The sequence below is a fragment of the Nocardiopsis chromatogenes YIM 90109 genome, assembly GCF_000341185.1.
In the GTDB taxonomy this organism is placed as follows: Bacteria; Actinomycetota; Actinomycetes; order Streptosporangiales; family Streptosporangiaceae; genus Nocardiopsis_A; species Nocardiopsis_A chromatogenes.
The window spans coordinates 1-26015 of the sequence record NZ_ANBH01000248.1; the positions used below are offsets into that span (position 1 = coordinate 1).

A 26015-nucleotide genomic window follows, 5' to 3' on the forward strand; every position below is an offset into this window, starting at 1 on the left:
TAGGGGAACAGCGAGAGCAGTACGAGGGCGCCGAGGGCCACGCCGCTGGCGATGGCCACCGGAAGGTTGCGGCCGGCCCGCACCGGCTCGCCGCCGGGCTTGGTCAACCGGAAGCGCGCGCCGCCGTCGTCGTCGGCGGCCGCACCGCCCGACCCCGACTCGGGCCCGCTCCCCTCGCCTCGCCTCTCCCGCTCGAAGCCCGAATCAGAGTTGGACACCGGGGTGATTTCCTCAACCTCGACCTGGACCGGAACTAGACCTCCAGCAGCTCCGACTCCTTGTGCTTGAGCAGCTCGTCCACCTCGGCGGCGTACTTGTGGGTGGTCTCCTCCAGCTCGGCCTGGGCGCGGTGGCCCTCGTCCTCGCCGATCTCGCCGTCCTTGACCGCCTTGTCCAGCGCGTCCTTGGCGCGGCGGCGGATGTTGCGGATGGAGACCTTGGCGTCCTCGGCCTTGGTGCGCACCACCTTGACGTACTCCTTGCGGCGCTCCTCGGACAGGTCCGGGAAGACCACACGGATGATGGTGCCGTCGTTGGCCGGGTTCACGCCCAGGTCGCTCTCGCGGATGGCGCGCTCGATCGCCTGCAGGGAGCTCTTGTCGAACGGCGAGACGACCACCATGCGCGGCTCGGGGACCGAGAACGAGGCGAGCTGGTTGATCGGCGTCTGCGCCCCGTAGTACTCGGCGGTGATCTTGTTGAAGGTGGCGGGGCCGGGGCGGCCGGTGCGCACCGACGCGAAGTCCTCCTTCGCGACCACGACGGCCTTCTCCATCTTCTCCTCGGCCTCGAGAAGTGTCTCTTCGATCATTGCGGCTCCCGTGTGTCGCTGCTCGTGGGGAAGGTTCGGATCGTTCGGGCCGGCGGGCTCGGGTGCGGGTCGGACGGGCGCCGGGGCTCAGGCGTCCGCGGGGCAGACGATGGTGCCGATCTTCTCGCCCCGCACGGCGCGGACGATGTTGCCCGCCCCCATCAGGTCGAAGACGACGATCGGCAGGCCGTTGTCCATGCACAGGCTCACCGCGGTGGCGTCCATGACCTTCAGCCCGCGGGTGAGGACCTCGTTGTACTCCAGGCGGTCGAACTTCACGGCCGAGGCGTTGCGGTGCGGGTCGGAGTCGTAGACCCCGTCGACCTGGGTGCCCTTGAGCACCGCCTGGGCGCCGATCTCCAGCGCGCGCTGGGCGGCCGTGGTGTCGGTGGAGAAGAACGGGGCGCCCAGTCCGGCACCGAAGATGACGACACGGCCCTTCTCCAGGTGGCGCACGGCGCGCCGGGGGATGTAGGCCTCGGCCACCTGGCTCATGTGGATGGCGGTCTGCACCCGCGTCTCCACGCCCTGCCGCTCCAGGAAGTCCTGCAGCGCCAGGCAGTTGATGACGGTGCCGAGCATCCCCATGTAGTCGGCGCGGCCGCGCTCGACGCCGCTGGCGGACAGCTCCGCACCGCGCATCATGTTCCCGCCGCCGACCACGACCGCCACCTGCATGCCCTCGCCCACGGCCTGGGCGATGGCCTCGGCGACGTACTGCACGACACCGGCGTCGATGCCGAGCTGCTCCCCGCCGGCGAAGGCCTCGCCGGACAGTTTCAGTACGACACGCCGCCAGCCGCCGTCGTGCATCTCCGCGATGCCCGCGGCGCGGTGTCCCTCGTTCTCCGGCACGGCGCTCGGCCTCCTTCTGGTTCCCCCGAGTGGTTGGCGTCGCGGGGTCACCTGGGCCGTGTCCCCGCCTTGATCCACCGAAGGTGCCGGGGATGGCTCCCCGGCACCTCCATCATGTCAAAGACTTAGGACTGGCCGACCTTGAAGCGGACGAAGCGCACGACGGAGACGCCGGCCTCGTCCACGACCTTCTGCACGGTCTTCTTGTTGTCCTTCACGAACGGCTGCCCGAGGAGGGTGGCCTCCTTGAAGAAGCCGTTGACGCGGCCCTCGATGATCTTGGGCAGGGCCTGCTCCGGCTTGCCCTCCTCGCGGGCGGTCGCCTCGGCGATGCCGCGCTCCTTCTCGACGATCTCCGCGGGGACCTCGTCCTTGGAGACGTAGCGCGGGGCCAGCGCCGCGATCTGCTGGGCCAGGTCCTTGCCGACCTCGGCGTCGGCCTTGTCCAGCTCGACCAGCACGCCCATCGTCGGGGGCAGGTCCGGGTCGGACTTGTGCAGGTAGGAGGCGACGTAGGCGCCCTCGAACTTGGCGACGCCGCGCAGCTCCAGCTTCTCGCCGATGACCGCGCTGTTCTCCTCGATGACCTGCTGGACGGTCTTGCCCTGGCCCATGTCGGCGGCGGCGAGCGCGGAGGCGTCGGCGTAGTCGCCGGCGGCGGCGAAGGCGGCGATCTCGTCGGCGAGCTTGATGAAGCTCTCGTTCTTGGCGACGAAGTCGGTCTCGCAGTTGAGCTCGACGAGGACGGCGGCGGTGTCGGCGTCCTGCTTGAGCACGACCAGACCGTTGGCGGCGGTGCGGTCGGCGCGCTTGCTGACGGACTTGGCGCCCTTGATCCGGAGGAACTCGACGGCCTTGTCGAAGTCGCCGTCGTTCTCCTGCAGGGCCTTCTTGCTGTCCATCATGCCGGCGCCGGTCATGTCGCGCAGCTTCTTGACGTCGGCGGCGGTGAAGTTCGCCATGGCTATTCTCAGTTCCCTAGGACGTGGGTCGACGTGGACGCGGAGAGAGAGGGAGGAAGGACGGCCCTCCCGCCGCAGGGGCGGGAGGGCCCAGAGGCTCAGGCCTCCTTCGGGGTCTCCTCGGCGGGGACCTCGGCGGCCGGCGCCTCGACCGGGGCCTCGGCGGGGGCCTCCTCGGCGGCCGGGGCCTCGGCCGGAGCCTCAGCGGCCGGAGCCTCGGCGGCGGCCGGGGCGGCCTCGCCCTCGCCCTTGCCCTCCAGCAGCTCGCGCTCCCACTCGGCCAGCGGCTCCTCGGCGGACTTCTGCTCACCGGCGGCGGACCCGCCCGAGCGGACCATCAGACCCTCGGCGACGGCGTCGGCGACGACCCGGGTCAGCAGGCTGACGCTGCGGATGGCGTCGTCGTTGCCCGGGATCGGGTAGTCGACCTCGTCGGGGTCGCAGTTGGTGTCCAGGATCGCCACGACCGGGATGTTCAGCTTGCGAGCCTCGCTGATCGCGATGTGCTCCTTCTTGGTGTCCACGATCCAGACCGCGCTGGGGACGCGGGACATGTCGCGGATACCGCCGAGCGTGCGCTCCAGCTTCTCCTTCTCACGGCGCAGGCCCAGCAGCTCCTTCTTGGTGAGCCCGGAGGCGGCCACGTCGTCGAAGTCGATCTCCTCCAGCTCCTTGAGGCGCTGGAGCCGCTTGTGCACGGTGGAGAAGTTGGTCAGCATGCCGCCCAGCCAGCGCTGGTTGACGTAGGGCATGCCGACGCGGCGGGCCTGCTCGTCGATGGCCTCCTGCGCCTGCTTCTTGGTGCCGACGAAGAGGATGGTGCCGCCGTGGGCGACCGTCTCCTTGACGAACTCGTAGGCGCGGTCGATGTAGGCCAGCGACTTCTGCAGGTCGATGATGTAGATGCCGTTGCGCTCGGTGAAGATGAAGCGCTTCATCTTCGGGTTCCAGCGCCGGGTCTGGTGCCCGAAGTGGACCCCGCTCTCGAGCAGCTGGCGGATGGTCACGACTGTGGCCATGACTTCCTCCTCAGTGCGGCGGGCGCCGCCCGCCTTGGTTGTGCCTGACGCCCCGACCGCTCCGCCGCGCCGCCGTGCGGCGCGGACCGTGGACGCGGCCCTCCCCTGCCTCGGAGAGCGCGTGGGCGTGCGTGATGTGGTTCGACCCGTAGTGGGCCGTTGACGATTCTAACCGGACCGGAGTCCGGCCGCGGCCCGTAAGGACCTCGTCGGCGCGATGTCAAGCACATCGGCCCGAAATCACACCGGGACCGTTGTCCACAGGCGGTGACGACCTCCTCGTCTCGCGTGGGCCCCGGGGAGATCCTGAGCCCATGCTCTGCAATACCCCCGCCCGCGCCCCGCACGCACCCGCCGCCCGCCGCCGGGGCCGCCCGGTCGCGGCGGCGCTCGCCCTGGTCTGCGTCCTCGCAGCGGGGCCGCCCGCCTCCGCCGACACCGGGCCCTGGCGCCGGCCCCTGGACGGCGTCCCCGCGGTGCTCCGCCCCTTCGACCCTCCGCCCCGGCCGTGGCTCCCCGGCCACCGCGGCGTGGACCTGGACGCCGGGGAGGGGGACGAGGTGGTGGCGGCGGGACCGGGCCGGATCGGTTTCGCGGGCGAGGTCGCGGGGACCGGCGCGGTGACGGTCGTCCACGGGGAGCTGCGCACCACCTACCTGCCGGTGCGCGCGTCGGTGGAGGCCGGTGACACGGTGGCCCCGGGCGACGTGCTGGGGACGCTGGCCGAGGGGGCCGCGCACTGCCGGTCGCGGCCGTGCCTGCACTGGGGGCTGCTCCGCGGGCGGGACTACCTGGACCCGCTGGCCCTGCTCGGCCGCGGCCGGGGGCGGCTGGGGGCNCGTCCGCCGCCGCGCCGCACACGGTCCCGCGCACGCTCACGCGCGCGGGTGGGAGCGCCGGTAGACCTCGGTCAGCCGCTCGATCGAGACGTGGGTGTACACCTGCGTGCTGTCCAGGGACGCATGCCCCAGGTACTCCTGGACACTGCGCAGGTCGGCGCCGCCGTTCAGCAGGTGCGTGGCGGCACTGTGCCGCAGGGCGTGCGGCCCGGCGTCATGGCCGTCACCGGCGGCGCGCAACAGCTCGTGCACGTCGCGGCGGGCGCTGCGGGTGCCCAGGCGGCCGCCCCGCGCCCCCAGGAACAGGGCGCGCCCGGAGTGCGGGCCCGCCAGCGCCGGACGCCCGCCCTGCAGCCAGGCGTCGACGGCGTCGAGGGCGGGCTCGCCGACGGGCACCGCGCGCTCCTTGCCGCCCTTGCCCAGGACGCGCAGGGTGCGCCGCTCGCGGTCGACGTCGTCGAGGTCGAGGCCGCACAGTTCGGCGACGCGCAGCCCGCCGCCGTAGAGCACCTCCGCCACCGCGGTCCGGCGCAGCCCCTCGGGTGTGGCGGCGGCCTCGGCGTCCTGCGCGTGGGCGGTGAGGGCGTCGGCCGCCTGGTCCTCGCTGAGCACCCGGGGCAGGGAGCGGCGGCGCACCGGGCTGGCGAGCATCGGACCGGGGTCGGCGGCCAGGCGGCCGGTGCGGTGCAGGTGGGCGGTGAAGGCGCGGGCGGCGGCGATGCGCCGGGCGAGGGTGGCCCGGCTCGCCCCGGCCTCGCTCAGCCGGGAGAGCCAGCCGCGGAGCAGCCCGAGGTCGAGGCCGCCGACGGGCGCGCCGACGGCGTCGAGGTGGCCGAGCAGGGAGCGGGCGTCGCCCAGGTAGGCGCGCACGGTGTGCTCGGACCGGCCCAGCTCGGAGCGGAGCCGCCGGGCGAAGTCGTCGAGCAGCGCGTCCCGGCCGTCGTCGGAGGTGTCGTCGGGGGTGCCGTCCGGAGCACCGTCCCGGCTGCCGCCCGGGGCGTCCTTGCGCCCGTTCCGCTCCCCGTCACCGGGCCCGCGCGGGTTCACCCCTGCCCGTCCCGGCGGTCGGGGGCGGGCAGGGCGGCCACGGCCTCGATCTCGACCAGGCAGCGGGAGTCGGCCAGCCCGTTGACCTCCACGAGCGTGGAGGCGGGCCGGGGTTCGTGGACGAGGAACTCGCGCAGCACCTGCCGGACGGACTGGAGGTCGGCGATGTGCCGGAGGTAGTAGGTGAGCTTGACGACGTGCCGCAGATCGGCCCCGTGCGGGGCGAGGGCGGCCTCGATGTTCCGGAAGACCTGCCGCGTCTGTTCCACGGCGTCGCCCTCGGCGACACTCCCGTCGGGCGCTTCGGGCAGCTGCCCGGAGACGAACACGAACGGCCCGTCGGCGCGAAGGGAGGCACTGTAGTTCTTCGCCATGCGATCACCCTAACCGGAGGAGGAACGGGAGGCCCGGCGCGCGACAGTGCCTCGGCCGCTCCGTGCTCCTTAACACCCCCCGGTAAACCTCCCGCCGGTGAGCCGCACGCAGGGCTCCGACAACCGGCTCGCCATCGTCGGTCATGGAGACGACCCGGTACTCACCGACGCGGATCCGCCGGAGCCGAGGGGGACCGACAAGCCGACGCCACCCGACCGGCCCCGGGTCCTGAGGAGCGCTTCGACTGCCACGATGATCCTGTCGACGGCAGGCTTGTCGCGTTTCATCAGCTCCTGAGAGGCACGCCCGTCGAAGACGACCTCCTACTCCGCCTCTCCAGTCACAGCCCGAGCTCCCGCTTCACCTCTTCCAGGGACGTGACCTCGGCGGTACCGGCCCGGATCTCGTCCAGCCGCTGCCGGGCGATGCGCCCGTCCTCCCGGTCGAACATCTCCTCGTACGCCTCGACCAGTCCGACCGGCACGATCGCGGCAACCCTCCGGCGATTGCGACCGCGCGTCACATAGGTGACCTCATTACCGAAGGCCGCCTTGTCGACCCGTTGGGAGAAGTGGTCTCGCGCCTCTACCACGGACAGCTCTACCGGTTCACCAGCCATGACGGCATTGTGGCGTAGTCGGCCGACTCGGCGCGGCGTCTCATCCGTCTCGCGCTCCCGGGCGCACACGCCAGCCCGAGGCCGCCCGTTCGATGAAGCCGCCCGCCGCCAGCAGGCCCAGCCTCCTCACGGCCTCGTCCATGCCGACGCCCGCCGCCGTCGCGATCTCCGCCGGGCCCGCCCCCTTCTTCGCCGGGACCGCCGCCAGCACCGTCCGCGTCGCCGGGTCCAGGCCGTCGGCCGCCAGCACCGTCCCTCCGCCCTCCCGCAGTTCCTCGCCCACCGCCCCCAGCTGCTCGGCCACGTCCGCAGCGTCCGTCACGCAGACCGCGTGCCAGTCCCGCAGCAGCCGGTGGCACCCCGCCGACAGCGCCGACGTCACCGGGCCCGGCACCGCCATCACCGTCCGGCTCAGCTCCTGGGCGTGCCGGGCGGTGTTCAGCGCCCCGCTCCGCAGCCCCGCCTCCACGACCACCGTCCCCGGCACCAGCGCCGCGATCACCCGGTTGCGCACCAGGAACCCGTGCCGCGTGGGCCCCACCCCCGGGCCGTGCTCGGTGGCGATCACCCCGTGCTCCGCCACCTCCGCGAACAGCCGCTCGTTCCCGCCCGGGTACAGCCGGTCCGGCCCACAGGCCAGCACCGCCACCGTCGCCGCCCCTCCCCCGAGGCACCCGCGGTGCGCCGCCGCGTCCACCCCGAACGCCCCGCCCGAGACCACCGACCAGGAGTCCCGCGCCAGGTCGTGGGCCAGCCCCGACGCGACGTGCAGCCCGTAGGCGCTCGCCGACCGCGACCCCACCACCGCCACCGCCCGCAGGCACGCGTTGCGCAGGTCCCCGCGCCCGCGCACCCACAGCGCGTACGGCCGCTCGTCGCCCAGCCCCTCCAACCGCCCCGGCCATTCCGGGTCGCCCGGAACCACCAGCCGCGCCCCCGCCTCGGCCGCCCGTTCCATCAGACGCGCCCCGTCGACCGCCCGCGCCCGGCCCGCCCACGCCTCCGGCCGCCGTGTGCGCCTGCCCGGCCCGGCCTCGTCGGCGATGGTGCCGCGCCGCACCAGGTCCCACGTCTGCACGGCGCCCCGCGTCCGCAGCACCGCCCCCACGAGCGGGTGCCCCGGGTCCACCGCGACGGAGAGCATGGCGCGGGCGAAGGCGTCCTCCTCGTCGCGTTCCCTGTCCTGTCCTGCACCGCCGGCTCCGGCAGAACCCATGGCGCCGAGCCCGGCGCCGAGCCCATCCGAGGGCGCGTTCACCACGTCCCCTCCCCTCCAGTGGCCGGGGCGCCGACCCGCAGCGCCGCGCCATGCCCGGGCCACGGCGCATTCCGGGCATCCGGCGCCGAGGGGCGTGTCCGGGCGGGTGGGAAGGGGCCGACCCCGGCACCGAGGCTCCGTGCCCGAGGCCGCCGTGTTCCGCGGGTCCCGTCGGCTCCCTGCGGGAACGGGGTCACGGGTACCGCCCCGACCACAGGGCGAAGGCCATCGCCGTGTCCTCCGCCTCCGGCGCGCCCCGGCCCGCCAGGTCGGCCAGGGTCCACGCCACCCGCAGCGACCGGTCCACCCCGCGCGCACTGATCTCCCCGCGCTCCATCGCCGACGCGAGGACCGACCGGGCCGCCTCGGGCACCGGGAAGCGGCGGCGCAGCTCGGCCCCCGGGACCTGCGCGTTGGCCCGCCACGGCGTCTGCTCGAACCGCTTGGCCGACCGCTCGCGCGCCTGCGCCACCCGCTCGGCGACCTGCTCCGAGGTCTCCGCGAACGGCTGGTCGGCCAGCAGTTCGCCCCGGGTCACGGGCTGAAGCTCGATCTTGAGGTCGACCCGGTCCAGCAGCGGTCCCGACAGCCGCGCCAGGTACCGGCGGCGCTGCGGCGGCGGACACGTGCACGCCGGTCCGGGCCGGGCGCACGGGCACGGGTTGGCCGCCATGCACAGCTGGAAGCGCGCCGGAAAGGTGACCGTGCCCAGCGCGCGGTCCACGGTCACCTGCCCCGACTCCAGCGGCTGCCGGAGCGCGTCCAGGACCGACCGCTGGAACTCCGGGGCCTCGTCGAGGAACAGCACCCCGCGGTGCGCCCGCGACACGCACCCCGGCCTGATGCCCGCGCTCCCGCCGCCGACCATCGCCACCCGGGTGGCGGTGTGGTGCGGGGCGCTGTACGGCGGAACGGTGATCAGCGGCTCCCTGCGCGACAGTGTCCCCGCCACGCTGTGCACCGCCGTCACCTCGACCGCCTCCTGCCGCGACAGCGGCGGCAGCACCGTCGGCAGGCGCTCGGCCAGCAGGCTCTTCCCGGTCCCCGGCGGGCCGACCATCATCAGGTGGTGCCCGCCCGCCGCGGCGATCTCCACCGCCCGGCGCGCCATCGGCTGCCCCAGCACGTCCGCGAGATCCGGGCGGGGCGCCCGGTCCGCGTCGCGCTCCGGGCGGGGCGGCGGCTCGTCCGCGAACAGCTCCTCCTGCGGCGGCGCCTCGCCGCGCAGCCGGGCGAAGAGCCCGGCCAGCGAGCGGACCGCGATCACCTCGACGTCCGGCACCAGCCGCGCCTCGGCGGCGTTCTCCCGGGCCACGGCGAAGGTGGTGCGCCCGTCCCGGACGGCCGCCAGGACGGCGGGAAGCACCCCCTCCACCGGCCGCGTGCGCCCGTCCAGCCCCAGCTCGGCCAGGAAGACGCAGTCGTGGACGCCCTCCAGCGGCACGGCCCCGTCCGCCCCCAGCACCGCCGCCGCGATCGCCAGGTCGAACCCGCTCCCGCGCTTGGGCAGGCTCGCCGGGGACAGGCTGATGGTGATCTGGCAGTCCGGCCAGGTCTCCCCCGAATTGGCGACGGCGGCGCGGATGCGGTCGCGGGCCTCGCGCAGGGCCGTGTCGGGCAGCCCCACGAGGGTGAGCGCCGCCTGCCCGGAGCCCAGGTGCGCCTCGACCTCGACGGGGTGGCCCTCGACGCCGAGCAGGGCCATGGACAGCGTGCGCGCCAGGGCCATTCACGCCACCCCCGGGTCGTGCCGGAGGTAGGCGCGGCCGTCCCGCCGGACGAGCACGCCGACGACGTCGACGCGGGTGCGCGGCGGCGCGTCCCGGGACCGGGCGCGGTAGCGCCGGGCCAGGCGGCGCAGCCGCCGCAGCTTGGCCGGGCCGACCGCTTCGAGCGGGGTCCCGAAGCGCTGCCCGGTACGGGTCTTCACCTCGACGACGATGAGCGTGCCGCCCCAGCGGGCGACGATGTCGATCTCACCGTCCGGGCAGCGCCAGTTCCGCGCGAGGATGCGCAGCCCGGTCCTCCGCAGGTGCGCGGCGGCCAGGTCCTCGCCGTACCGCCCGAGCGCCGCCTTGGTCCACCCCGATCCGTCGGTCGCCGATCCCATGGGCCCTCACCTCCGAGCCCGATGGTGACGGCCGACGCGGGTCCGTGGCGGACGGACCAGTGCCCTGTGGACGGACCGGCGCCCTGTGGACGAACCGCGGCCGAGAGGGGCGTCCGGCATCCCCGCCCGTGCAGAGCCGCCGACGGGGGGCTCCCCCACGGACCCGCGGGTCCCCTCTCCGCATGTACGAGGCCGGAGCGGCCGACCCGGCTCCGGATCCGGGGGCCCGGTCACACGGGCTCCATCTCCGCCCGCGTCGAACCGCTCCGGCCCTCCTATGCCCGCGCACCGCCGCCCGGCCCGAACCACCGCCCGCACACGACGGAGGGCGGGGCCGTGCGGCCCCGCCCTCCGTGGGCGCCTCTCCTGAGGGGTCCTACTACTCCTGGCCGGGGCGGCCTGAGGGGACCTCCAGGTCGGACTTGGTGATCTCCTCGACGTTCACGTCCTTGAACGTCACCACACGCACGTTGCGGACGAACCTCGCCGGGCGGTACATGTCCCACACCCAGGCGTCTTCCATCGTGACCTCGAAGTACATCTCACCGTTCTCGGTGCTGCGCGGCTGCAGGTCGACATGGTTCGTCAGGTAGAACCGCCGCTCGGTCTCGACCACATACGAGAACAGGCCGACGACGTCGCGGTACTCCCGATAGAGCTGCAGCTCCATCTCGGCCTCGTACTTCTCCAGGTCCTCAGAACTCATTTCGCGCTCGCTTTCGTCGTGCACCCCAGGTCCGCCGGCCCGGCCCCCTTCGCCCCGTTCGGCGCCTCTTGGTCCTGCCATGCTCGAAAGCGGATGTCTTCCGCTACAGATCCATCATGCGCCATATGTCAACCGCGCGCTGTCATTCGCCGGAATCCCCGGCGTGTGACTTCGCGGACCCCGCCGCGGCCCCACCGCGGGCGGCGCGGCCACGCTCAGTCCCCGCTCGGGCCGGTACCCCGGCGCGGCCGGACCGACCACCGCGGACGCCGCCGCCACAGGCTCCCCCCCCCCCCCCCCCCCCNCAGCAGCAGCGGCGCCGCCGCCGGGACCGCCGCGGCCGCCACCGGTGCGTCGGCCCGGCCTCCGCCGGAGCCGCCCGCGGCCTCGCCGCCCCCGCCGCCCTCGTTCAAGGAGTCGAACGTCTCCGGGACCGGCAGCGTCCGCATCCGGTCCACCGGCCACATCAGCACGAACGCCCGGCCGATGACCTCGTCCTCGGCGATCGTCCCCTCCCCGGGGTCGTTCTGGTGCAGCCGGGAGTCGTAGGAGATCTGCCGGTGGTCGCCCATCAGCCAGAGCCGCCCCTCGGGCACCTCCACCGGCCCGAACTCGGTGTGCGTGTCCTGGCTGCCCGGGTACAGGTACGGCTCGTCCAGGGGTTCGCCGTTGACCATGACCCGCCCCTCGGCGTCGCAGCACTCCACCGTGTCGCCGCCGACCCCGATCACGCGCTTGATGTAGTCCTTGCCGGTCGGCTGCACGCCGAGCTGCTGCCCCACCCAGGTGAACAGCCGGTTCACCGCGTTCCCGGACTCGGGGGCCTCCACCCCCGGCTCGTCCCAGGTCCCGGTGCCGTTGAACACCACGATGTCGCCGCGCTCGATGTCGCGCACCTGGTAGACGAGCTTGTTGACCAGAACCCGGTCGTTGATCTGGAGGGTGTCCTCCATGGACCCGGAGGGGATGTAGAACGGCTGCACCACCCAGGTCTTGATGACGAAGGCCAGGACCAGCGCGATGACGATCAGGAGGGGAAGCTCCTTCCAGAAGGAGCCCTTCTTCTCGCCCGTCTCCTCTTTCTTGGCGCCCATCGCGTCCTCCGCACTCCCCCCGGGCCGTCCGGCGTCCTGTCCGGCACCCTCCGCACCCCCGGCGCCCTCCGTCCCCTCCGCGGCCGAGCCGGGGTCGGCGGACGCACCGGGGCCGGACACACGTCTGGCTCCCCCGCGATCGTCCGCGGGGGAGCCAGTGGTGTGCGTGCCGGATTCCTCGTTGCTCATCGGGAACGAAGCCTATCCGAGCGGCGCGTCGCGCGCCGATAAAAGTGCGCGCCCGAAAGCGCGCGGCCGCGGCCGGCGTGCGCCGGTGCGGCCGGGAGGCGCCTACTTGGCGGCCTCGCGACGCTCCGGGATGCGGGCGGCCTTGCCCCGCAGGTCCCGCAGGTAGTACAGCTTGGCGCGGCGGACGCGACCGCGGGCGGCGACCTCGATCTTCTCGATGATCGGGGTGTGCACCGGGAAGGTGCGCTCCACGCCGACCCCGTAGCTGACCTTGCGGACCGTGAAGGTCTCGCGGTTGCCGCCACCCTGCCGGCGAATCACGGCACCCTTGAAGACCTGGACACGGGACCGGGTCCCCTCGGTCACGCGCACGTGGACGTTGAGCGTGTCGCCCGGGCGGAAGTCGGGGATGTCGGAGCGCAGCTGGGTCTTCTCCAGCTCCTGGATTGCGGTGTGCATCTCAGCGATTCCTCATCGGTTGCGCGCCGCGGCGACGGCCATTGCGGTTCGCGCGGGCGGATTCTGCTGCCGGTGTCGATGTGTGCCCGTGTGGGCGGAGTCGATTCCGCCGCCTAGGCGTCGGCCGACAGCATGCGGACGGACGTCTACGGCAGGGGCAACTCGTCTTAGTCTGCCATAGATTCGGGCCCGGCCTGTAACCGGGCCTCGGCGAGGACTTCCTGGTCGCGGCGGTCGAAGCGGGAGGGGTCGCCCTCCCCGAGCAGCTCCGGCCGCATCCTCGCCGTCTTGCGGAGGGCCTGGTCGCGGCGCCAGCGGTCGACCGCGCCGTGGTTGCCGGACAGCAGCACGGGCGGCACCTCGCGCCCCCGCCACACCGCGGGCTTGGTGTAGACGGGCCCCTCCAGCAGGTGCTCCATCTCTCCCGGGGCGAAGGAGTCCTGGTCGACCGAGTCGCGGTTGCCGAGCACCCCCGGCAGCAGCCGCGACACCGTCTCGACCATGACCAGGGTGGCCGACTCCCCGCCCGCCAGGACGTAGTCGCCGATGCTCAGCTCCTCGACGGGCATGCGCTCGGCCGCCTCCTCCAGGACCCGGCCGTCGATGCCCTCGTAGCGCCCGCAGGCGAAGACCAGCCACGGCTCGGCGGGCCGCCCGNCGGCGCCCCGCTGGGGGTGGGCACGACCAGCCGGGGCCGGACCCCCTCGCGGCCGTCCGGCCCGGCGGCGGTGACCGCGTCCAGCGCCTCGCCCCACGGCTCGGGCTTCATGACCATCCCCGGCCCGCCCCCGTAGGGCGTGTCGTCGACGGTGTTGTGCCGATCGTGGGTCCAGGACCGCAGGTCGTGCAGGCGGATGTCGAGGATCCCCGCCTCCCGCGCCTTGCCGATGAGCGACAGCTCCAGCGGGGCGAAGTAGTCGGGGAAGATGGTGACGATGTCGATGCGCATCGGCGGTCAGTCGCCCCCTTCGGAGGCCTCGCGCGGGGAGGCGGACGCCTCCTCGGCGGCGCCCGGGTCGAGCAGACCGGGCGGGGGGTCCAGGGTGAGCGTGCCCGCGGCGGTGTCCACCTCGGGGACGATCGCGCGGACGAAGGGCACCAGCGCCTCCCCGCCCCCGCCGGTGTCGATGACCAGCAGGTCCTGGGCGTGGTGCAGCACGTCGGCGACCACCCCGACCTCGCCGCCGCCGACGGTGTGGGCCCGCAGCCCGATCAGCTCGTGGTCGCGGAACTCGTCGGGGTCCTCCAGCGGCCCCAGGTCCGCCGACTCCACCTGCAGCACGGTGCCGCGCAGCGCCTCGGCGGCGGTGCGGCCGGCCACCCCCTCGAAGCGCACGAGCAGGCGCCCCGAGTGGGTACGGGACGAGGCCACCACGAGCGGCCCCGCCGACTCGGGGTCGGTGAGCAGGCGCGCGCCGGGCGCGAAGCGCTCCCCCGGCTCGTCCGTGCGCACGTCGACGGCCACGTCACCACGGATCCCGTGGGCGCGGCCGATCCGGCCGACTACCAGACGCATCGCGGTCTTCCTCGTTCCCTTCCCGGTACGGCCCGGTCCATGGGCCCCCGGACACGACGCCGGGGGCGCCGACCCCTCGCGGATCGGCGCCCCCGGCGCACGGTTCAGCGCACCTCGTGCAGGTCCAGCAGGTCCACGCGGACGTACTTGCCGCCGGCCAGCGAACCGACCACGGTCCGCAGGGCCTTCGCGGTCCGGCCGTTGCGGCCGATGACCTTTCCGAGGTCGTCGGGGTGCACCCGAACTTCGAGCACCTTGCCCTTGCGGAGCCTACGGGCTCTCACCTGGACATCGTCGGCGTTCACCACGATGCCCTTGACCAGGTGCTCAAGCGCCTCTTCCAGCACGTCAGGCCTCGCCCTCGGGCTTGCTCGTCTCGGCGGTCGCCTCGTCGGCCTTCTCGGCCTTCTTCTTGGCCTTGCCCTTGCCGCCCTTGTCCTCGTTGTCCGGGAGCACGAGCTCCTTCAGGACGGCCTGGAAGGCGGCCTCCTCGGCCTCCTTGTCGCGCGGCTCGGCGACCTGGATCGGCTTCTGGGGCTTGGGCAGGCCCTTGAACTCCTGCCAGTCACCGGTCTTCTTCAGGAGGGTCTTGACCGGGTCGGTCGGCTGGGCCCCCTGCGACAGCCAGTACTGCGCCCGCTCCGAGTTCACCTCGATGAAGCTGGGGTGCTCCTTCGGGTGGTACTTGCCGATCTCCTCGATGGCCTGGCCGTCGCGCTTGGCGCGGGCGTCGGCGACGATGATGCGGTACTGGGGCGTACGGATCTTCCCCATACGCTTGAGCTTGATCTTGACAGCCACGGAGTGGTTCTCCTGAATTGCGGAACGGGTGTCCGCTCGTGCACCGCCGCGTGGGGTTGCGGGGGCCGACCGGACCGGACGTGGGCGCCGGGCAAGATAGAGGGCCGACCCGGGCACCGTGAGTCGCACCCTCGATTATGCCAGAGCGCGAGCACCCCCGCGTGCGTCCGCGCGACCCGGGCGGGTCGCACGGACGCAGGCGGGGGGCGGCGCCTGTGGCGTGCGCCTCTACTTCTTCTTGCCGAAGTCGAAGTCCGACAGGTCGGGCATCGTGCCGCCGCCGAGCGCGGGGGGCAGCTGCCCGCCGCCGAGCCCCGGCGGCAGGTCGGGCATCTGCTGCTGCGCGGGCCCGCCCTCCTCGCGGCGGCGCTGCTTCTCGGCGGCCTTGTCGGCCTCCTGCTGGCGCGCCTTGAGCGGGTTGCCGCTGCGCTGCTTGCCCTTCTTCGCCTTCTTGGCCTGGGCCTTGGCCTTCTTCCGGTTGCCGCCGCCCATGCCGGGCATCCCCGGCATCCCGGGCATGTTGCCGTTCTTCATCTGGCGCATCATCTTCTGCGCCTCGAAGAACCGGGTGACCAGGCCGCTGACCTCGCCCACCTCGGTGCCCGAGCCGCCCGCGATGCGCAGCCGCCGGGAGCCGTTGATGATCTTGGGGTTGTCCCGCTCGGCCGGGGTCATCGACCGGATGATCGCGGTGATCCGGTCCAGGTCCTTGTCATCGACGTTGGCCAGCTGGTCCTTCATCTGGCCCATGCCCGGCATCATGCCGAGCAGATTGCCGATGGGGCCCAGCTTGCGGACCATCCCCATCTGCTCGAGGAAGTCGTCGAGGGTGAAGTCGTCGTCGGAGGCCAAGGTCTTGGCCATCTTGTTGACTTCTTCTTCCTCGAAGGTGCGCTGCGCCTTCTCGATCAGGGTGAGCACGTCGCCCATGTCGAGGATGCGCGAGGCCATCCGCTCGGGGTGGAAGAGGTCGAAGTCGTCGAGCTTCTCACCGGTGGAGGCGAACATGATCGGCCGGCCGGTGATGTGCCGGATCGACAGCGCGGCACCGCCGCGGGCGTCGCCGTCGAGCTTGGTCAGCGCCACCCCGTCGTAGCCGACGCCGTCCAGGAACGCCTGGGCGGTGGCCACCGCGTCCTGGCCGATCATCGCGTCGACGACGAAGAGGACCTCGTCCGGTGTGACCGCGTCGCGGATGTCGGCGGCCTGGCGCATCATCTCCTCGTCGACGCCCAGGCGGCCGGCGGTGTCGATGATGACCACGTTGTGGTTGTTGCGCTCGGCCTCCTCGAGGGAGCGGCGCGCGACCTCGACCGGGTCGCCCACGCCGTTGCCGGGCTCGGGGGCGAACACCGGGACCCTGGCGCGCTCGCCGACCACCTGCAGCTGGGTGACGGCGTTGGGCCGCTGCAGGTCGGCGGCGACCAGCAGCGGCGTGTTGCGCTGCCCGGCCAGCCACTGGCCCAGCTTCCCGGCCAGCGTGGTCTTTCCGGCGCCCTGCAGCCCGGCGAGCATGATGACGGTCGGGGGGTTCTTGGCGAACCGGATCTCCCGGGTCTCGCCGCCGAGGACCTCGATGAGCTCCTCGTTGACGATCTTGATGACCTGCTGCGCCGGGTTCAGCGCCCGGGAGACCTCCTCGCCCCGCGCGCGCTCCTTGACCTTCGCAATGAAGTCGCGGACCACCGGGAGGGCGACGTCCGCCTCCAGAAGTGCGAGACGGATCTCGCGCGCGGTCGCGTTGATGTCCTCCTCGGACAGCCGGCCCTTGCTGCGCAGCGAGCTGAAGACCGATGTCAGCCGGTCGGAAAGCGTCTCGAACACGAGTCTGGACCCGTCCTTCTCCTCGGGATTGGTCTCCTAGGCTACCCGCCCCCACAAGGCGGGACGGGCCCTGCCGGACCCGCCCCGCCTCGGAGGAACCGGGTTAGTTGCCGCCGTCCTCGGCGGGGGACTCCTCCTGGGAGGGGGCGTCCTCGCCGCCGGACTCCGAGAGCGCCTTCTTCTGCTTCTCCAGAGCGTCGGCGACCTTCCCGGCGGACTTCTTGCTCAGGCCCTGGGTGGACAGCACGCTCGTGGCGTTGATCTCGTAGTCCTTGGGCTCGGTGCTGGGCTCCAGCGCGTAGTCCACGGAGCAGGACATGTCGACCGTGCCCCCGGCGGACAGCACCTCGGTGCTGTCGCACTTCTTCTCGCCCAGCTCGTCGTTCTTGAAGGTGGCGTTCATCTTGACGATGACCTTGCCCTCGCCTCCGCCGTCGGAGACGTCCTCGGCCGTGCCGGACACGGTGCACGCGCCGCCGGTCTGGCACTGCAGGTCGATCTGGCCCTGCCAGTTCAACTCGATGCGGGCATCGCGCGAGGAGGTCAGCTCGTCCTCGGCCGCGGCGATCGCGGTGTCGTAGACGCCCTCGACGTCGGCGGCCTCGGGCTCGCTGAGGTTGAACTGCACGCGCGCGCCGGAGCCGCCCGCGTCCTCGGCGGAGGCATCGTCCGAAGGGCTCTCCTCGCCCTCGGAGCCTTCCGAGCCCTCCTCGTCCCCGGAGCCGCCGGAGCCGGTGGAGAGGTTCTCGATCTCCATGCGCAGGAGGGTGTAGGGCTCCTCCTCGCTGATCCAGACCCGGTTCTCGTCCCCGCCGCCCAGGTCCACCCGGTAGGCCGGGGTGCCGTCGAGGTCCTCGAGCTGGGCCTCATCCGAGGCGGCGCCCATCCCCTCCAGGGTGGCGGCCAGCTCGGCCGGGGCCAGCTGGGCGCCCGGGTCCAGGCCGAGCTGCTCCTTGGCGACCCGCACCCACGACCCGGCGTACTGGTCGGAGTCGGGGTTGGCGATGTTCTGGTCGAGCCAGAACTCGTCGGGGGCCTTGAGGAACACGCGGCCCTCGGCCTCCAGGACCTCGGCCTCGTTCTCGCCCTCCTGATAGGTCCCCTGCACGGTCCCCGCGGAGGTGACGGTCAGCGCGGCGTCGTTGACGCCCTCGCCCTCGCCGCCCGCGGCGACCTTGCCCTGGACGGCGATCGCGTCGGCGGCCTCCAGCCGCTTCAGCGCCCCCTCCAGGACCGGAGCCGCCTCGACCGGCGCGGCCTCCTCCTGCGTCTGCTCACCACCACCGGGACGCAGGTCGCTCAGATCCAGGCTGCACCCGGCCGCGACGAGCGCGACCGCGGCCGCCGCCGCGGCGTAGCCGAGCGGCCGCCCCGACCACAGTCTGCTGGACATCACCGGCGCCATCTTGCCTCCAGGCCCATTGCGCTCGGCCCGGTCGCACGGCTGTGCCGGCGGGCGCACGCAGAGATTTCGGGCTGTCGTTCACTCGGTCACGGGAGCGCGCGGGAGCCGCATCCGGCTCCGGGCGCACACCGGAGGGCCGCTCCTGAGGTCTCGGCGCCGGCCGTCCGCCGACGGCCGGTCGTCCGGCCCGTCCGTGGGTGCCAGAGTACCGAACCGCGCCATCACTCCTTGCAAACCGCGGCCCAGGAATCGCCCAGAGTCGCCCGACCGCCCGCACACATGCGACCGGACCCGGACACACCGCTGGGCCGGCGATGGGGCGTGCCCCGTCGTCGGCCCAGCCTTGACGCGCCTCCCGGCGCGGTGCCCCCGTCCGCCCCTTCGGCACTGAGGGGGCGGGGCGGAGGCTACCGGGAGGCGACCTCCTCGCCCGGAGGCGTCGGCGAGGAGAGCCCGGTCGCCTCTTGGCCCTCCAGCTCGTCGTCGAGCTCGTCGAAGGCGTAGGCGGTCTCGGAGTGCAGCTCGTGGTCGAGGCCGTTGGTCTCGATGTGCACCGGGATGCGGAAGCCCATGACCAGGTCGATGAGCTTGGCGATGACCCAGGTGAGGGCGAAGGAGTAGAGGGCGACGCCGAGCACGGCCACCGCCTGCACCGCCAGCAGGCCGAACGAGCCGCCGTAGGCCAGGCCGTTGGCGCCGTTGGCGGCGGCCGAGGCCAGCAGGCCGATGGCCAGGGAGCCGATGATGCCGCCGACCATGTGGATGCCGACCACGTCGAGCGCGTCGTCGTACTTGAACTTGAACTTCCAGCTGATGGCGTAGGCGCAGATGCCGCCGGAGAGCACGCCCACGCCGATCGCGCCGACCGGGGTGACGTCGGCGGCCGCGGGGGTGATGGCGACCAGCCCGGCGATGGCGCCCGAGGCGAAGCCCAGCGCGGTGATCTTGCCGTAGCGGATCCGCTCCACCAGCATCCAGGCGCCGGTCGCGGCGGCGGTGGCCACCTGGGTGTTGACCAGGGCCAGGGCGGCGGTGGCGTCGGCGGCGTAGGCCGAACCGGCGTTGAACCCGAACCAGCCGAACCACAGCAGGGCGGCGCCGAGCAGGACGAACGGCAGGTTGTGCGGCTTCATGGACTCCGAGCCGAAGCCCTTGCGGCGGCCCAGGACCATGGTGAGGGCGAGCGCGGCGGCGCCGGCGTTGATGTGCACGGCGGTGCCGCCCGCGAAATCGACCACCTCGGCGCCGCCGATGGTGATGTCGCCGACCCAGCCGCCGCCCCACACCCAGTGCGCGACGGGGAAGTAGACCAGCAGCGACCAGACCGGGACGAACAGCAGCCAGGCGCCGAACTTGGCGCGGTCGGCGATGGCGCCGCTGATCAGGGCGACGGTGATGACGGCGAACATCATCTGGAACCCGGCGTCGACCAGCAGCGGGTAGCCGCCCTCGGGGTCGACCTCGCCGATCATGCTGGACAGTCCGGCGTCACTGAGCCCGCCGATGAAGGGCGCGAGGGGGCCCGAGCCCTCCCCGTAGGCGAGGGTGTGGCCGACCAGCACCCACAGCACGCTGACGATCGCGATGCTGGTGAAGCTCATCAGCATCATGTTCAGCACGCTCTTGGCGCGGGACATGCCTCCGTAGAAGAAGGCCAGTCCCGGCGTCATGAGCATGACCAGGGCGGCGCTCACCAGCAGCCAGGCCGTCGTGCCCGTGTCGAGCCCTTCCATGGTCGCCTCCAAGCAGGGGATGGGGGATGTGTCCGTACTCCTCGGTGACGCGAGCACGTCGTCGGGCCCGGCGCGTTCACCTCGACCGATACCTTCGGCCCGCGGTGTTTCCCGGTGGATGTGCCTATGTTGCGCGCGCGTAAAGCATCTGGTCGGACGGTTACATCCGCGTGTCACGGCGGGGCGGGGGCGTGTGAAGGGCGCGGGAAGGGGCGCGCGGCCGTTAAGGGTCCGTCAACGGGTATGGCGTGCGTTCGCGCAGCGCAGCTACCGTGCAGGAGAGAGGGAAAGTTCAGTACCTTCTGAACACCGCACGCCTTTCGGAGGGGCGTCCCGCGCCCGGCGGATTCCGCAGCGCGCGGGCCGGGAGAGCGAGCCGACACGACCGCAGTCGGCGGGACCAGCGAGGGCTCCTCCCTCGCCCGGACGTGACGAACCCCCGGCCGCTCATGGCCAGGGGCACCTTCGGTCCCGGTCCTTTCGGACCGCACCTGCGGCTACGCGGGTCTGCGCAATTCCGCGATCAAGGCCGCCCACTCGCGGGCGGGGACCGACAAGTGGCCCTGTTCCCGGTGTTCCGTGTCGCGGACGTCCGCCCCTTGAGCGTGCTCGCGAACCTCTACGCACGTCGACTGCGACCCGCTGTAACTGCTCTTGTGCCACTGCCACGTGTTCACTGGCGGTACCTCTCCAGAAGCTCGAAAGACTCGGGTTGCGGGAGGCTCGCGGCGAGCGCCCTCCGGTATAAGGCTTCCAATCGCGGAATGTCGTCGGCTCCCAGGATGACGTTACCGGCCAGGTGTTCCGTCACGGCCACGGCGGTGGAGTCCCGCAGGCGGTAGAGCTGGGTCGGTGACGTCAGGCCCGGCAGGTAGCGGCCCGGGGGCAGCACGTGGACGGCGACCCCGCTCAGGGACCGCAGGTGTTCCACCTGTCGCGCCGCCACGTCCTCGGGGACGCAGTCCAGTGCTGCGACCGGGAACAGCACGGTCATCGATCCCAGATGATGGTGGCCGGTCAAATCGTCGAAGCGGGCGCACCTGGCCTCGACCCAGCGTGTGATCTCCTGCGCTTCCAGAAGGGGTTGGCCATCACTGATGACATGGCGTGCGTAGTCCGGGTGCTGGACGTAACCCGGGAGGATCAAGGGCGACAGGGCGTCGATGGCCACCGCCTCCTCCTCAAGGCGGGACACCGAGCGCATGAACACCGGTAGCGCGTCCCTCGATGTCTGCTGTCTCCAGGCCGCCACGAGTTCGCCGTCCGCGCCCACCGCGTCGTCCAAGCGCTGCACATAAGAGATGTCGGGAGTCGAGACGCCCCGGGCATAACGACTCACCGCCGCCTCGCTGAGGTTGGCCGCACGCGCGAGCCGGGCCTGCGTCATCCCCGACAGTCGCCGCAGCCGGTTGAGGGCGGAGGGGAAGCTCTCGGAAGGCATGACCCGAGCATGACACGGTCTTCCCGATCCTGTCCCAGTGTTCCTGAAACATGGACAGCTCTTCTGAAAGCCTCCAGTTCAAAGCATGGTTAAGGCATGAAAGAACACGGGGGTGCCGACAAGCCGGGCGCCCCTGGGACTCGGCACCGGTCGATGAGGAGCTGACGACGTGAGCACCCCGTTGCGGCGACGGTCGCGGCGCATCCGCGCTTACACGCTGAACACCGAACTCGCCTCTCTGATCCGCAAGGCCCTAGCGTCGGGGGTGGCGGGCGGATGACGGGCGACCTCGACCCGGACCTGTACACCCTCGTCGGCGACGCCGCGCAGATCGTGGGCGTCCATCCCGACACGCTTCGAAAATGGGAACGCCGAGGACGGATTCGGTGCCTGCGCACCCCGGCCAACTGGCGGATGTACCGCCTCGGCGACCTCTACACCCTGCGGGACGCGCGTCGGGGCACGGAGCGATGACCGTGGGACTCCGAGCGGGGCGACGCTCGCCGTCATCGGCTACCTGGGCAACACTTTCGCGCTGACCGTCGAGGACCTGGAGTGGCTGCGGTTCGCATCCGCGTTCTACTACGCGCTCGCCCCCGAGCCGCTGGTGAACGGGGTGGACCCCGGGTACACGGCGGTGCTGGCCGCCGCGCCCGCCGTACTCGTCGCACTGGGCGCCGCGGTCTTCGGCCGCCGGGACGTCCTGGTGTGAGTGCCGCTCCCCCGCCGCAGGGGCGGGAACGGGAGAGGCCGCCCCGTCCGGGAGGACCCGGGCGGGGCGGCCGCGCGTCTGAGTGCCGGCGGTTCCGAGCGCCGACGGTGCGTCGCTAGCCCTCCTCCAGGAGGGCGTCGACGAACTCCTCCGGGTCGAACGGCGCCAGGTCGTCGGGGCCCTCGCCCAGGCCCACCAGCTTGACCGGGACGCCCAGCTCGCGCTGGACCTGGATGATGATGCCGCCCTTGGCGGTGCCGTCCAGCTTGGTCAGCACGATGCCGGACACGTCCACGGCCTCGGCGAACACCCGCGCCTGGCGCAGGCCGTTCTGCCCGGTGGTGGCGTCCAGCACCAGCAGCACGTCGTCCACCTGGGACTTCTTCTCCACCACGCGCTTGACCTTGCCGAGCTCGTCCATCAGCCCGGTCTTGGTGTGCAGGCGGCCCGCGGTGTCGACGATCACCGAGTCGGCGCCCTCCTCCACGCCGCGGGACACGGCGTCGAAGGCGACGCTGGCCGGGTCGGCCCCCTCGTCCTTGCGGACCACCGGCGCGCCGACCCGCGCCCCCCAGGTCTCCAGCTGGTCGGCGGCGGCGGCGCGGAAGGTGTCGGCCGCGCCCAGGACCACCGACTTGCCGTCGCCCACCAGCACGCGGGCGAGCTTGCCGGTGGTGGTGGTCTTGCCGGTCCCGTTGACCCCCACGACCATGACGACGCCGGGCCGCCCCTGGTGCGGGCCGGTGTGCACGGTGCGGTCCATGTCCGGGCCGATCTGGGCCAGCAGCTCCCCGCGCAGCATCGCGCGCACCTCGTCGGGGCTGCGGGTGCCCAGCACCTTCACCTTGGTGCGCAGGCCCTCGACGATCTGCGAGGCCGACGTCACGCCGACGTCGGCGGTGATGAGGGTGTCCTCGATCTCCTCCCAGGCGTCGTCGTCGAGGGTGTCCGAGGCCAGGATGTTCAGCAGCCCCTGGCCCAGCGCCGACTGCGAGCGGGCCAGGCGGGCGCGCAGGCGCACCAGTCGGCCCGCCGACGGCGGCGGGGTCTCGATTTCCGGCGCGGCCGGGGGCGCGGGGGCCTCCGCGGGCGGCGCCTGCGGCTCGGCCTCGGCGGCGGCGCCCGCGCGCTCGCCCTCCTCCTCGGGCGCCGGGGCGGTCGCGGTGGCGCCGGACCCCTCGGCGGGCGGGGCATCCTTGCCCGCACCGGGACGGCGCGGGCGGATGAGCACGACGCCGCCGAACACGAGCAGTGCGACGACGAATACGGCAACGGCGAAGATCGTGTAGTCCATCAGTCTCCTAGCGAGGTCCCCCGACCCGCGGGCGAGAGGCGGCGTGTTGCTCCGGTCTCCGGTGGCCGCCTCGCCGGCGCCGGCCGCACGGTGGTGGTCGTGATCGGCGGGGGCGCCGTCCAGTCTTCCAGACGCGGGGGCGCGATCCGATCACGCCCGCGCCCCGTTCCGATCGCGCGCGGCGCCGGGAGCGGCCGGGGGCTCACGTGCTCCGGTCCCGGGTGGCGCGCAGGATCATCACGAAGAACGGCGCGCCGAGGAAGGCGGTCACCACGCCCAGCGGCAGCTCTGCGGGGGAGATCACGGTGCGCGCGACGACGTCGACGAGGACCAGGAACGCGCCGCCGCACAGCAGCGACATGGGCAGCACCAGCCGGTACCCGGTGCCGACGAGGCGGCGCACCATGTGCGGTACCACGATGCCGACGAACCCGATCAGGCCGCTGACCGACACGGCGGCCGCGGTGGCCAGGGAGGCCGCGGCGATGACGGCCAGCCGCACGGCGGCGGTGTTCAGGCCCAGGCTCACCGCCTTCTCCTCACCGAGGGCGAGCAGGTCCAGCAGCGGGGCGCAGGCCAGCATGCAGGCCACGGACAGCACCGCGTACGGAAGCACCGTGGCCACCTCGTCCCAGCCGCTGCGGATCAGGCCGCCGAGCACCCAGGAGAAGATCCGCTGGAGCTCCTCCGTGCGCAGCTGCTGCACCAGGGTCTGGGCCGCGGACAGGAACGAGGAGACCGCCACTCCGGCAAGGATCAGGGAGGCGGTGCCGCCGCGCCCGGCCGAGTGGCCCAGGGCGTAGGCGGCGGCCACGCCGAGCAGGGCCCCGACGAACGCCGCCGCCGGGACCATGGCGCGCGGCGTGTCGGACCACTCCGCGCCGTAGGCGATGACGACGGTGGCGCCGAGCCCGGCGCCGCCGGCCGCCCCCAGCAGGTAGGGGTCGGCCAGCGGGTTGCGGAACACCCCCTGGTAGGAGGCGCCCGCCGCGGCGAGCAGGGCGCCCACCAGGGCGCCCAGCACCACGCGCGGGAGCCGGAGCTGGACCAGCACGGCCAGCTGGCGGTCGTTGAGCGGGGACTCCGTGCCGGGCAGGACGCGCGCCGCGAGGGCGTGGACGATCTGCCCGGGGGTGATGGAGGCCGCGCCCGCGGCGACGCCGACCAGCACCACGGCGGCCAGCGCCGCCGCGGCGCCGGCCAGCCAGGGCCAGGCCGTGCGACCGCGTCCCACCCGCTCAGTCCTCCTGGGCGGCGATCACCGCGTCGGAGACGCTCTGCACGAGGTCGACCACGCGTGGGCCCCAGCGGGAGGAGACGTCCTCGTCGAGCTGGACGACGTCGCCGTTCTCCACGGCGGTGACGGTGTCGAAGGCGGGACGCTCCTCCAGGTCGTCCACGGCGTCCCCGCCGGGGTAGGCGAGGAAGACCAGGTCGGGGTTCTCCTCGACGACGAACTCCGGGGACAGCTGCGGGTAGCCGCCCGCCTCGGCGGCGCCCTCGGCCCGGTCGGCGATGTTGTCCAGGCCCAGCTCGGAGTAGACCTGGCCGATGAAGGTGTCGGAGGTGGCCGAGTACATCGCGTCGTCCACCTCGTGGTAGACGCCGAGCTCGGTGTCGCCGACGGCCTCGCGGGTGTCGGCCACGATGTCCTCGATCTCGCCCTGGACGCGCTCGGCCTCGGCGTCGCCCTCATCGGCGTGGCCGGTGGCCTCGCCGAGCAGCCGCAGCTGGTCGTAGGTGTCCTGGAACCCGGTGGCGGCCTCCAGCACCAGGACGTCGACGCCGACCTTCTCCAGCTGGTCGGCGGAGTCCTCGGCGTCCCGGGCCAGGATGACCAGGTCGGGGTCCTCATCGGTGACGGCCTCGACGTTGGGGGTGAAGCCGGAGAGGTCCGTGGTGGGGGCCTCCTCGGGGTAGTTCGAGTACTCGTCGGCGGCGACGACCTGGTCGCCGGCGCCCACGGCGAAGAGCATCTCGGTGGCCGTCGGTGACAGCGAGACGATGCGCTCGGGTTCGGCGTCGAGGGTGACGTCCCCGCGCGCGTCGGCGACGGTGACGGGGAAGGCGCCTGAGGAGGAGGCGTCGGACTCACCGGAGCCGCCGGACTCCGGGCCGCCGCAGGCGGCGAGGGCGAGCGCGGCGGGCAGGGCGGCCGCCGCGGTGAAGCGTGCGATGCGCACGGGACTCCTTCTTCGGGCAGGGGAAGCACCGAGCCCGCCGAGGCGGACTGTCCTTCCCACGAGGACAGTTGACGCCGGCACCGCACGAGGCGACCTGGCTCGTCCCGCCGGAGGGGCGGGCGTCACAGTTGCGGGGCAGCGCCGGATCCGGGGCGGCCGCGGCCGCCCACCCGGACTTCGCTCGCACGGTGCCGCTGACCTGCCGCACCGTCCAGGACGGACGAGCAGGGCAACGTGTCCACTTTAGTCGCTCCTGTCCGGCCCTCGACGGCCGCACCCACGACGCCCCCCGAGAGGGGAGGTGAAGGCGGCGACGAGGAAAGGGCGGCGGGCCTTGCGGCAGTAATGTCGACCACCCGGTGCGTGGATGGTCACCGTAATGGGCGGCGACGGCGAGAGCCGGGTGGTTCCCTGATCCTGCTTGCCGGGCGGAGGGTTCCTCGCGGTCCGGGTGGGCGGCTCAGCGGGTGCCCTGCTCACCGGCCCCGGCCGGGTGTGCGGCCGACGGGATGTGAGGTGGTGGGGCGGCGACGAGGAAAAGTCGGCGGGCCTTCCTCCAGCGCTGTCGGAAGGGCCGCCGACCTTCCTTCGTCGCAGCCTTCTGCCTGGCACTTCGGCGGCCCGGCGCCCGGCCGGGGCCACCGAGACGGGTGTCTGCTGTGCCGCCCACCCGGACCGCGAAGGACCCGCCGTCCGGCAGGCGGGGCCGGGGAACCGCCCCGCTCACACCGTCGCCGCCCCCTCCGGTGACCACGCACACGCC

26 protein-coding genes and 3 pseudogenes are annotated in these 26015 nt (G+C 73.0%); 3 read left to right on the top strand and 26 right to left on the bottom strand.

The window, feature by feature from the left end; translation table 11 throughout:
- The 5 genes and pseudogenes from D476_RS34250 to rpsB form a co-directional block, all read right to left on the bottom strand.
- Positions 1-218 (bottom strand): annotated as a pseudogene (locus D476_RS34250) (phosphatidate cytidylyltransferase); the annotation flags it as partial.
- Positions 219-253: 35 nt separating this feature from the next.
- Positions 254-811, bottom strand: a complete 558-nt coding sequence (gene frr / locus D476_RS0122830) for a ribosome recycling factor (RefSeq protein WP_017626243.1) — start codon at positions 809-811, stop codon at positions 254-256.
- 87 nt (positions 812-898) lie between these two features.
- A complete protein-coding gene (gene pyrH, locus D476_RS0122835) occupies positions 899-1666 on the bottom strand; it encodes a UMP kinase (protein ID WP_017626244.1) in 768 nt (255 codons plus the stop codon).
- A 125-nt stretch (positions 1667-1791) separates the two neighbouring features.
- The gene (gene tsf, locus D476_RS0122840; RefSeq protein ID WP_017626245.1) at positions 1792-2628 is read right to left on the bottom strand and encodes a translation elongation factor Ts; all 837 of its coding nucleotides are present in this window, start codon (positions 2626-2628) and stop codon (positions 1792-1794) included.
- Between the two features lie 98 nt (positions 2629-2726).
- On the bottom strand, positions 2727-3647 hold the full coding sequence (gene rpsB / locus D476_RS0122845; RefSeq protein ID WP_017626246.1) for a 30S ribosomal protein S2: 921 nt from the start codon (positions 3645-3647) through the stop codon (positions 2727-2729).
- A gap of 314 nt (positions 3648-3961) precedes the next feature.
- On the opposite strand from rpsB, the pseudogene D476_RS36590 reads away from it, so the two are divergent.
- A pseudogene (locus tag D476_RS36590) lies at positions 3962-4435 on the top strand (peptidoglycan DD-metalloendopeptidase family protein); the annotation flags it as partial.
- 87 nt (positions 4436-4522) lie between these two features.
- Here the strand turns inward: D476_RS36590 and D476_RS0122850 are convergent.
- Both D476_RS0122850 and D476_RS0122855 read right to left on the bottom strand, forming a co-directional pair.
- Positions 4523-5413: a tyrosine-type recombinase/integrase gene (locus D476_RS0122850; RefSeq protein WP_026123771.1), complete on the bottom strand. Its 891-nt coding sequence runs from the start codon at positions 5411-5413 to the stop codon at positions 4523-4525.
- Positions 5414-5529: 116 nt separating this feature from the next.
- Positions 5530-5907 carry a RidA family protein gene (locus tag D476_RS0122855; protein WP_017626248.1) on the bottom strand — a complete coding sequence of 126 codons (378 nt, stop codon included), beginning with the start codon at positions 5905-5907 and terminating at the stop codon, positions 5530-5532.
- A gap of 97 nt (positions 5908-6004) precedes the next feature.
- Between D476_RS0122855 and D476_RS37605 the strand changes: the two genes are divergently transcribed.
- A complete protein-coding gene (locus D476_RS37605; protein ID WP_152529414.1) occupies positions 6005-6205 on the top strand; it encodes a hypothetical protein in 201 nt (66 codons plus the stop codon).
- Positions 6206-6248: 43 nt separating this feature from the next.
- On the opposite strand, the gene D476_RS0122860 is transcribed toward D476_RS37605, so the two are convergent.
- From D476_RS0122860 to D476_RS0122935, 16 genes and pseudogenes are all read right to left on the bottom strand, one after another.
- Positions 6249-6527, bottom strand: coding sequence for an antitoxin (locus D476_RS0122860; RefSeq protein WP_026123772.1), 279 nt, complete (start codon positions 6525-6527; stop codon positions 6249-6251).
- 40 nt (positions 6528-6567) lie between these two features.
- Positions 6568-7743 (bottom strand): DNA-processing protein DprA, encoded by a 1176-nt coding sequence (gene dprA, locus D476_RS0122865; RefSeq protein ID WP_051061821.1) that lies wholly within the window; start codon positions 7741-7743, stop codon positions 6568-6570.
- A gap of 235 nt (positions 7744-7978) precedes the next feature.
- Positions 7979-9514, bottom strand: coding sequence for a YifB family Mg chelatase-like AAA ATPase (locus tag D476_RS0122870; RefSeq protein ID WP_017626251.1), 1536 nt, complete (start codon positions 9512-9514; stop codon positions 7979-7981).
- The gene (locus D476_RS0122875) at positions 9515-9895 is read right to left on the bottom strand and encodes a YraN family protein (RefSeq protein ID WP_017626252.1); all 381 of its coding nucleotides are present in this window, start codon (positions 9893-9895) and stop codon (positions 9515-9517) included.
- A 379-nt stretch (positions 9896-10274) separates the two neighbouring features.
- The gene (locus D476_RS0122880) at positions 10275-10601 is read right to left on the bottom strand and encodes a DUF2469 domain-containing protein (protein ID WP_017626253.1); all 327 of its coding nucleotides are present in this window, start codon (positions 10599-10601) and stop codon (positions 10275-10277) included.
- A gap of 215 nt (positions 10602-10816) precedes the next feature.
- Entirely contained in the window at positions 10817-11884 is a 1068-nt protein-coding gene (lepB, locus tag D476_RS0122885) for a signal peptidase I (RefSeq protein WP_449289413.1), read from the bottom strand.
- Positions 11885-11986: 102 nt separating this feature from the next.
- The gene (gene rplS, locus D476_RS0122890; RefSeq protein WP_017626255.1) at positions 11987-12343 is read right to left on the bottom strand and encodes a 50S ribosomal protein L19; all 357 of its coding nucleotides are present in this window, start codon (positions 12341-12343) and stop codon (positions 11987-11989) included.
- 167 nt (positions 12344-12510) lie between these two features.
- A pseudogene (gene trmD, locus D476_RS34255) lies at positions 12511-13292 on the bottom strand (tRNA (guanosine(37)-N1)-methyltransferase TrmD).
- Between the two features lie 6 nt (positions 13293-13298).
- Positions 13299-13859 carry a ribosome maturation factor RimM gene (rimM, locus tag D476_RS0122900; protein WP_017626256.1) on the bottom strand — a complete coding sequence of 187 codons (561 nt, stop codon included), beginning with the start codon at positions 13857-13859 and terminating at the stop codon, positions 13299-13301.
- Between the two features lie 104 nt (positions 13860-13963).
- Positions 13964-14206, bottom strand: coding sequence for an RNA-binding protein (locus tag D476_RS0122905; RefSeq protein WP_017540065.1), 243 nt, complete (start codon positions 14204-14206; stop codon positions 13964-13966).
- Between the two features lies 1 nt (position 14207).
- Positions 14208-14660 carry a 30S ribosomal protein S16 gene (gene rpsP, locus D476_RS0122910; protein WP_017626257.1) on the bottom strand — a complete coding sequence of 151 codons (453 nt, stop codon included), beginning with the start codon at positions 14658-14660 and terminating at the stop codon, positions 14208-14210.
- A gap of 228 nt (positions 14661-14888) precedes the next feature.
- On the bottom strand, positions 14889-16484 hold the full coding sequence (gene ffh / locus D476_RS0122915) for a signal recognition particle protein (RefSeq protein WP_017626258.1): 1596 nt from the start codon (positions 16482-16484) through the stop codon (positions 14889-14891).
- A 103-nt stretch (positions 16485-16587) separates the two neighbouring features.
- Positions 16588-17877 (bottom strand): hypothetical protein, encoded by a 1290-nt coding sequence (locus D476_RS0122920; protein ID WP_239648805.1) that lies wholly within the window; start codon positions 17875-17877, stop codon positions 16588-16590.
- A 419-nt stretch (positions 17878-18296) separates the two neighbouring features.
- A complete protein-coding gene (locus D476_RS0122925) occupies positions 18297-19622 on the bottom strand; it encodes an ammonium transporter (protein WP_040726868.1) in 1326 nt (441 codons plus the stop codon).
- A 497-nt stretch (positions 19623-20119) separates the two neighbouring features.
- On the bottom strand, positions 20120-20299 hold the full coding sequence (locus tag D476_RS0122930; RefSeq protein WP_017626261.1) for a DUF397 domain-containing protein: 180 nt from the start codon (positions 20297-20299) through the stop codon (positions 20120-20122).
- Positions 20296-21063: a Scr1 family TA system antitoxin-like transcriptional regulator gene (locus D476_RS0122935; RefSeq protein ID WP_017626262.1), complete on the bottom strand. Its 768-nt coding sequence runs from the start codon at positions 21061-21063 to the stop codon at positions 20296-20298. Before D476_RS0122935 ends, D476_RS0122930 begins: the two co-directional genes overlap by 4 nt.
- 276 nt (positions 21064-21339) lie before the next feature.
- On the opposite strand from D476_RS0122935, the gene D476_RS34260 reads away from it, so the two are divergent.
- Positions 21340-21537, top strand: a complete 198-nt coding sequence (locus D476_RS34260) for a MerR family DNA-binding transcriptional regulator (RefSeq protein ID WP_017626263.1) — start codon at positions 21340-21342, stop codon at positions 21535-21537.
- Positions 21538-21890: 353 nt separating this feature from the next.
- Here D476_RS34260 and ftsY read toward each other — a convergent pair whose 3' ends face one another.
- From ftsY to D476_RS0122960, 3 genes are all read right to left on the bottom strand, one after another.
- The gene (ftsY, locus tag D476_RS0122950; protein WP_017626265.1) at positions 21891-23069 is read right to left on the bottom strand and encodes a signal recognition particle-docking protein FtsY; all 1179 of its coding nucleotides are present in this window, start codon (positions 23067-23069) and stop codon (positions 21891-21893) included.
- 202 nt (positions 23070-23271) lie between these two features.
- Positions 23272-24303 (bottom strand): FecCD family ABC transporter permease, encoded by a 1032-nt coding sequence (locus D476_RS0122955; RefSeq protein WP_017626266.1) that lies wholly within the window; start codon positions 24301-24303, stop codon positions 23272-23274.
- A 4-nt stretch (positions 24304-24307) separates the two neighbouring features.
- On the bottom strand, positions 24308-25252 hold the full coding sequence (locus D476_RS0122960; RefSeq protein ID WP_017626267.1) for an ABC transporter substrate-binding protein: 945 nt from the start codon (positions 25250-25252) through the stop codon (positions 24308-24310).
- Positions 25253-26015: the final 763 nt, after the last annotated feature.

Excerpts from the sequence above, each read along its gene's own strand:
- D476_RS0122935 (WP_017626262.1), bottom strand. The coding sequence starts at position 21,063 with ATGCCTTCCGAGAGCTTCCCCTCCGCCCTCAACCGGCTGCGGCGACTG.
- rimM (WP_017626256.1), bottom strand. The coding sequence starts at position 13,859 with ATGCGTCTGGTAGTCGGCCGGATCGGCCGCGCCCACGGGATCCGTGGT.
- D476_RS0122860 (WP_026123772.1), bottom strand. The coding sequence starts at position 6,527 with ATGGCTGGTGAACCGGTAGAGCTGTCCGTGGTAGAGGCGCGAGACCAC.
- tsf (WP_017626245.1), bottom strand. The coding sequence starts at position 2,628 with ATGGCGAACTTCACCGCCGCCGACGTCAAGAAGCTGCGCGACATGACC.
- D476_RS34260 (WP_017626263.1), top strand. The coding sequence starts at position 21,340 with ATGACGGGCGACCTCGACCCGGACCTGTACACCCTCGTCGGCGACGCC.
- D476_RS0122925 (WP_040726868.1), bottom strand. The coding sequence starts at position 19,622 with ATGGAAGGGCTCGACACGGGCACGACGGCCTGGCTGCTGGTGAGCGCC.
- D476_RS0122855 (WP_017626248.1), bottom strand. The coding sequence starts at position 5,907 with ATGGCGAAGAACTACAGTGCCTCCCTTCGCGCCGACGGGCCGTTCGTG.
- rpsB (WP_017626246.1), bottom strand. The coding sequence starts at position 3,647 with ATGGCCACAGTCGTGACCATCCGCCAGCTGCTCGAGAGCGGGGTCCAC.
- rplS (WP_017626255.1), bottom strand. The coding sequence starts at position 12,343 with ATGCACACCGCAATCCAGGAGCTGGAGAAGACCCAGCTGCGCTCCGAC.
- D476_RS0122920 (WP_239648805.1), bottom strand. The coding sequence starts at position 17,877 with ATGTCCAGCAGACTGTGGTCGGGGCGGCCGCTCGGCTACGCCGCGGCG.
- D476_RS0122880 (WP_017626253.1), bottom strand. The coding sequence starts at position 10,601 with ATGAGTTCTGAGGACCTGGAGAAGTACGAGGCCGAGATGGAGCTGCAG.
- frr (WP_017626243.1), bottom strand. The coding sequence starts at position 811 with ATGATCGAAGAGACACTTCTCGAGGCCGAGGAGAAGATGGAGAAGGCC.
- D476_RS0122870 (WP_017626251.1), bottom strand. The coding sequence starts at position 9,514 with ATGGCCCTGGCGCGCACGCTGTCCATGGCCCTGCTCGGCGTCGAGGGC.
- ftsY (WP_017626265.1), bottom strand. The coding sequence starts at position 23,069 with ATGGACTACACGATCTTCGCCGTTGCCGTATTCGTCGTCGCACTGCTC.
- D476_RS0122875 (WP_017626252.1), bottom strand. The coding sequence starts at position 9,895 with ATGGGATCGGCGACCGACGGATCGGGGTGGACCAAGGCGGCGCTCGGG.
- dprA (WP_051061821.1), bottom strand. The coding sequence starts at position 7,743 with ATGGGTTCTGCCGGAGCCGGCGGTGCAGGACAGGACAGGGAACGCGAC.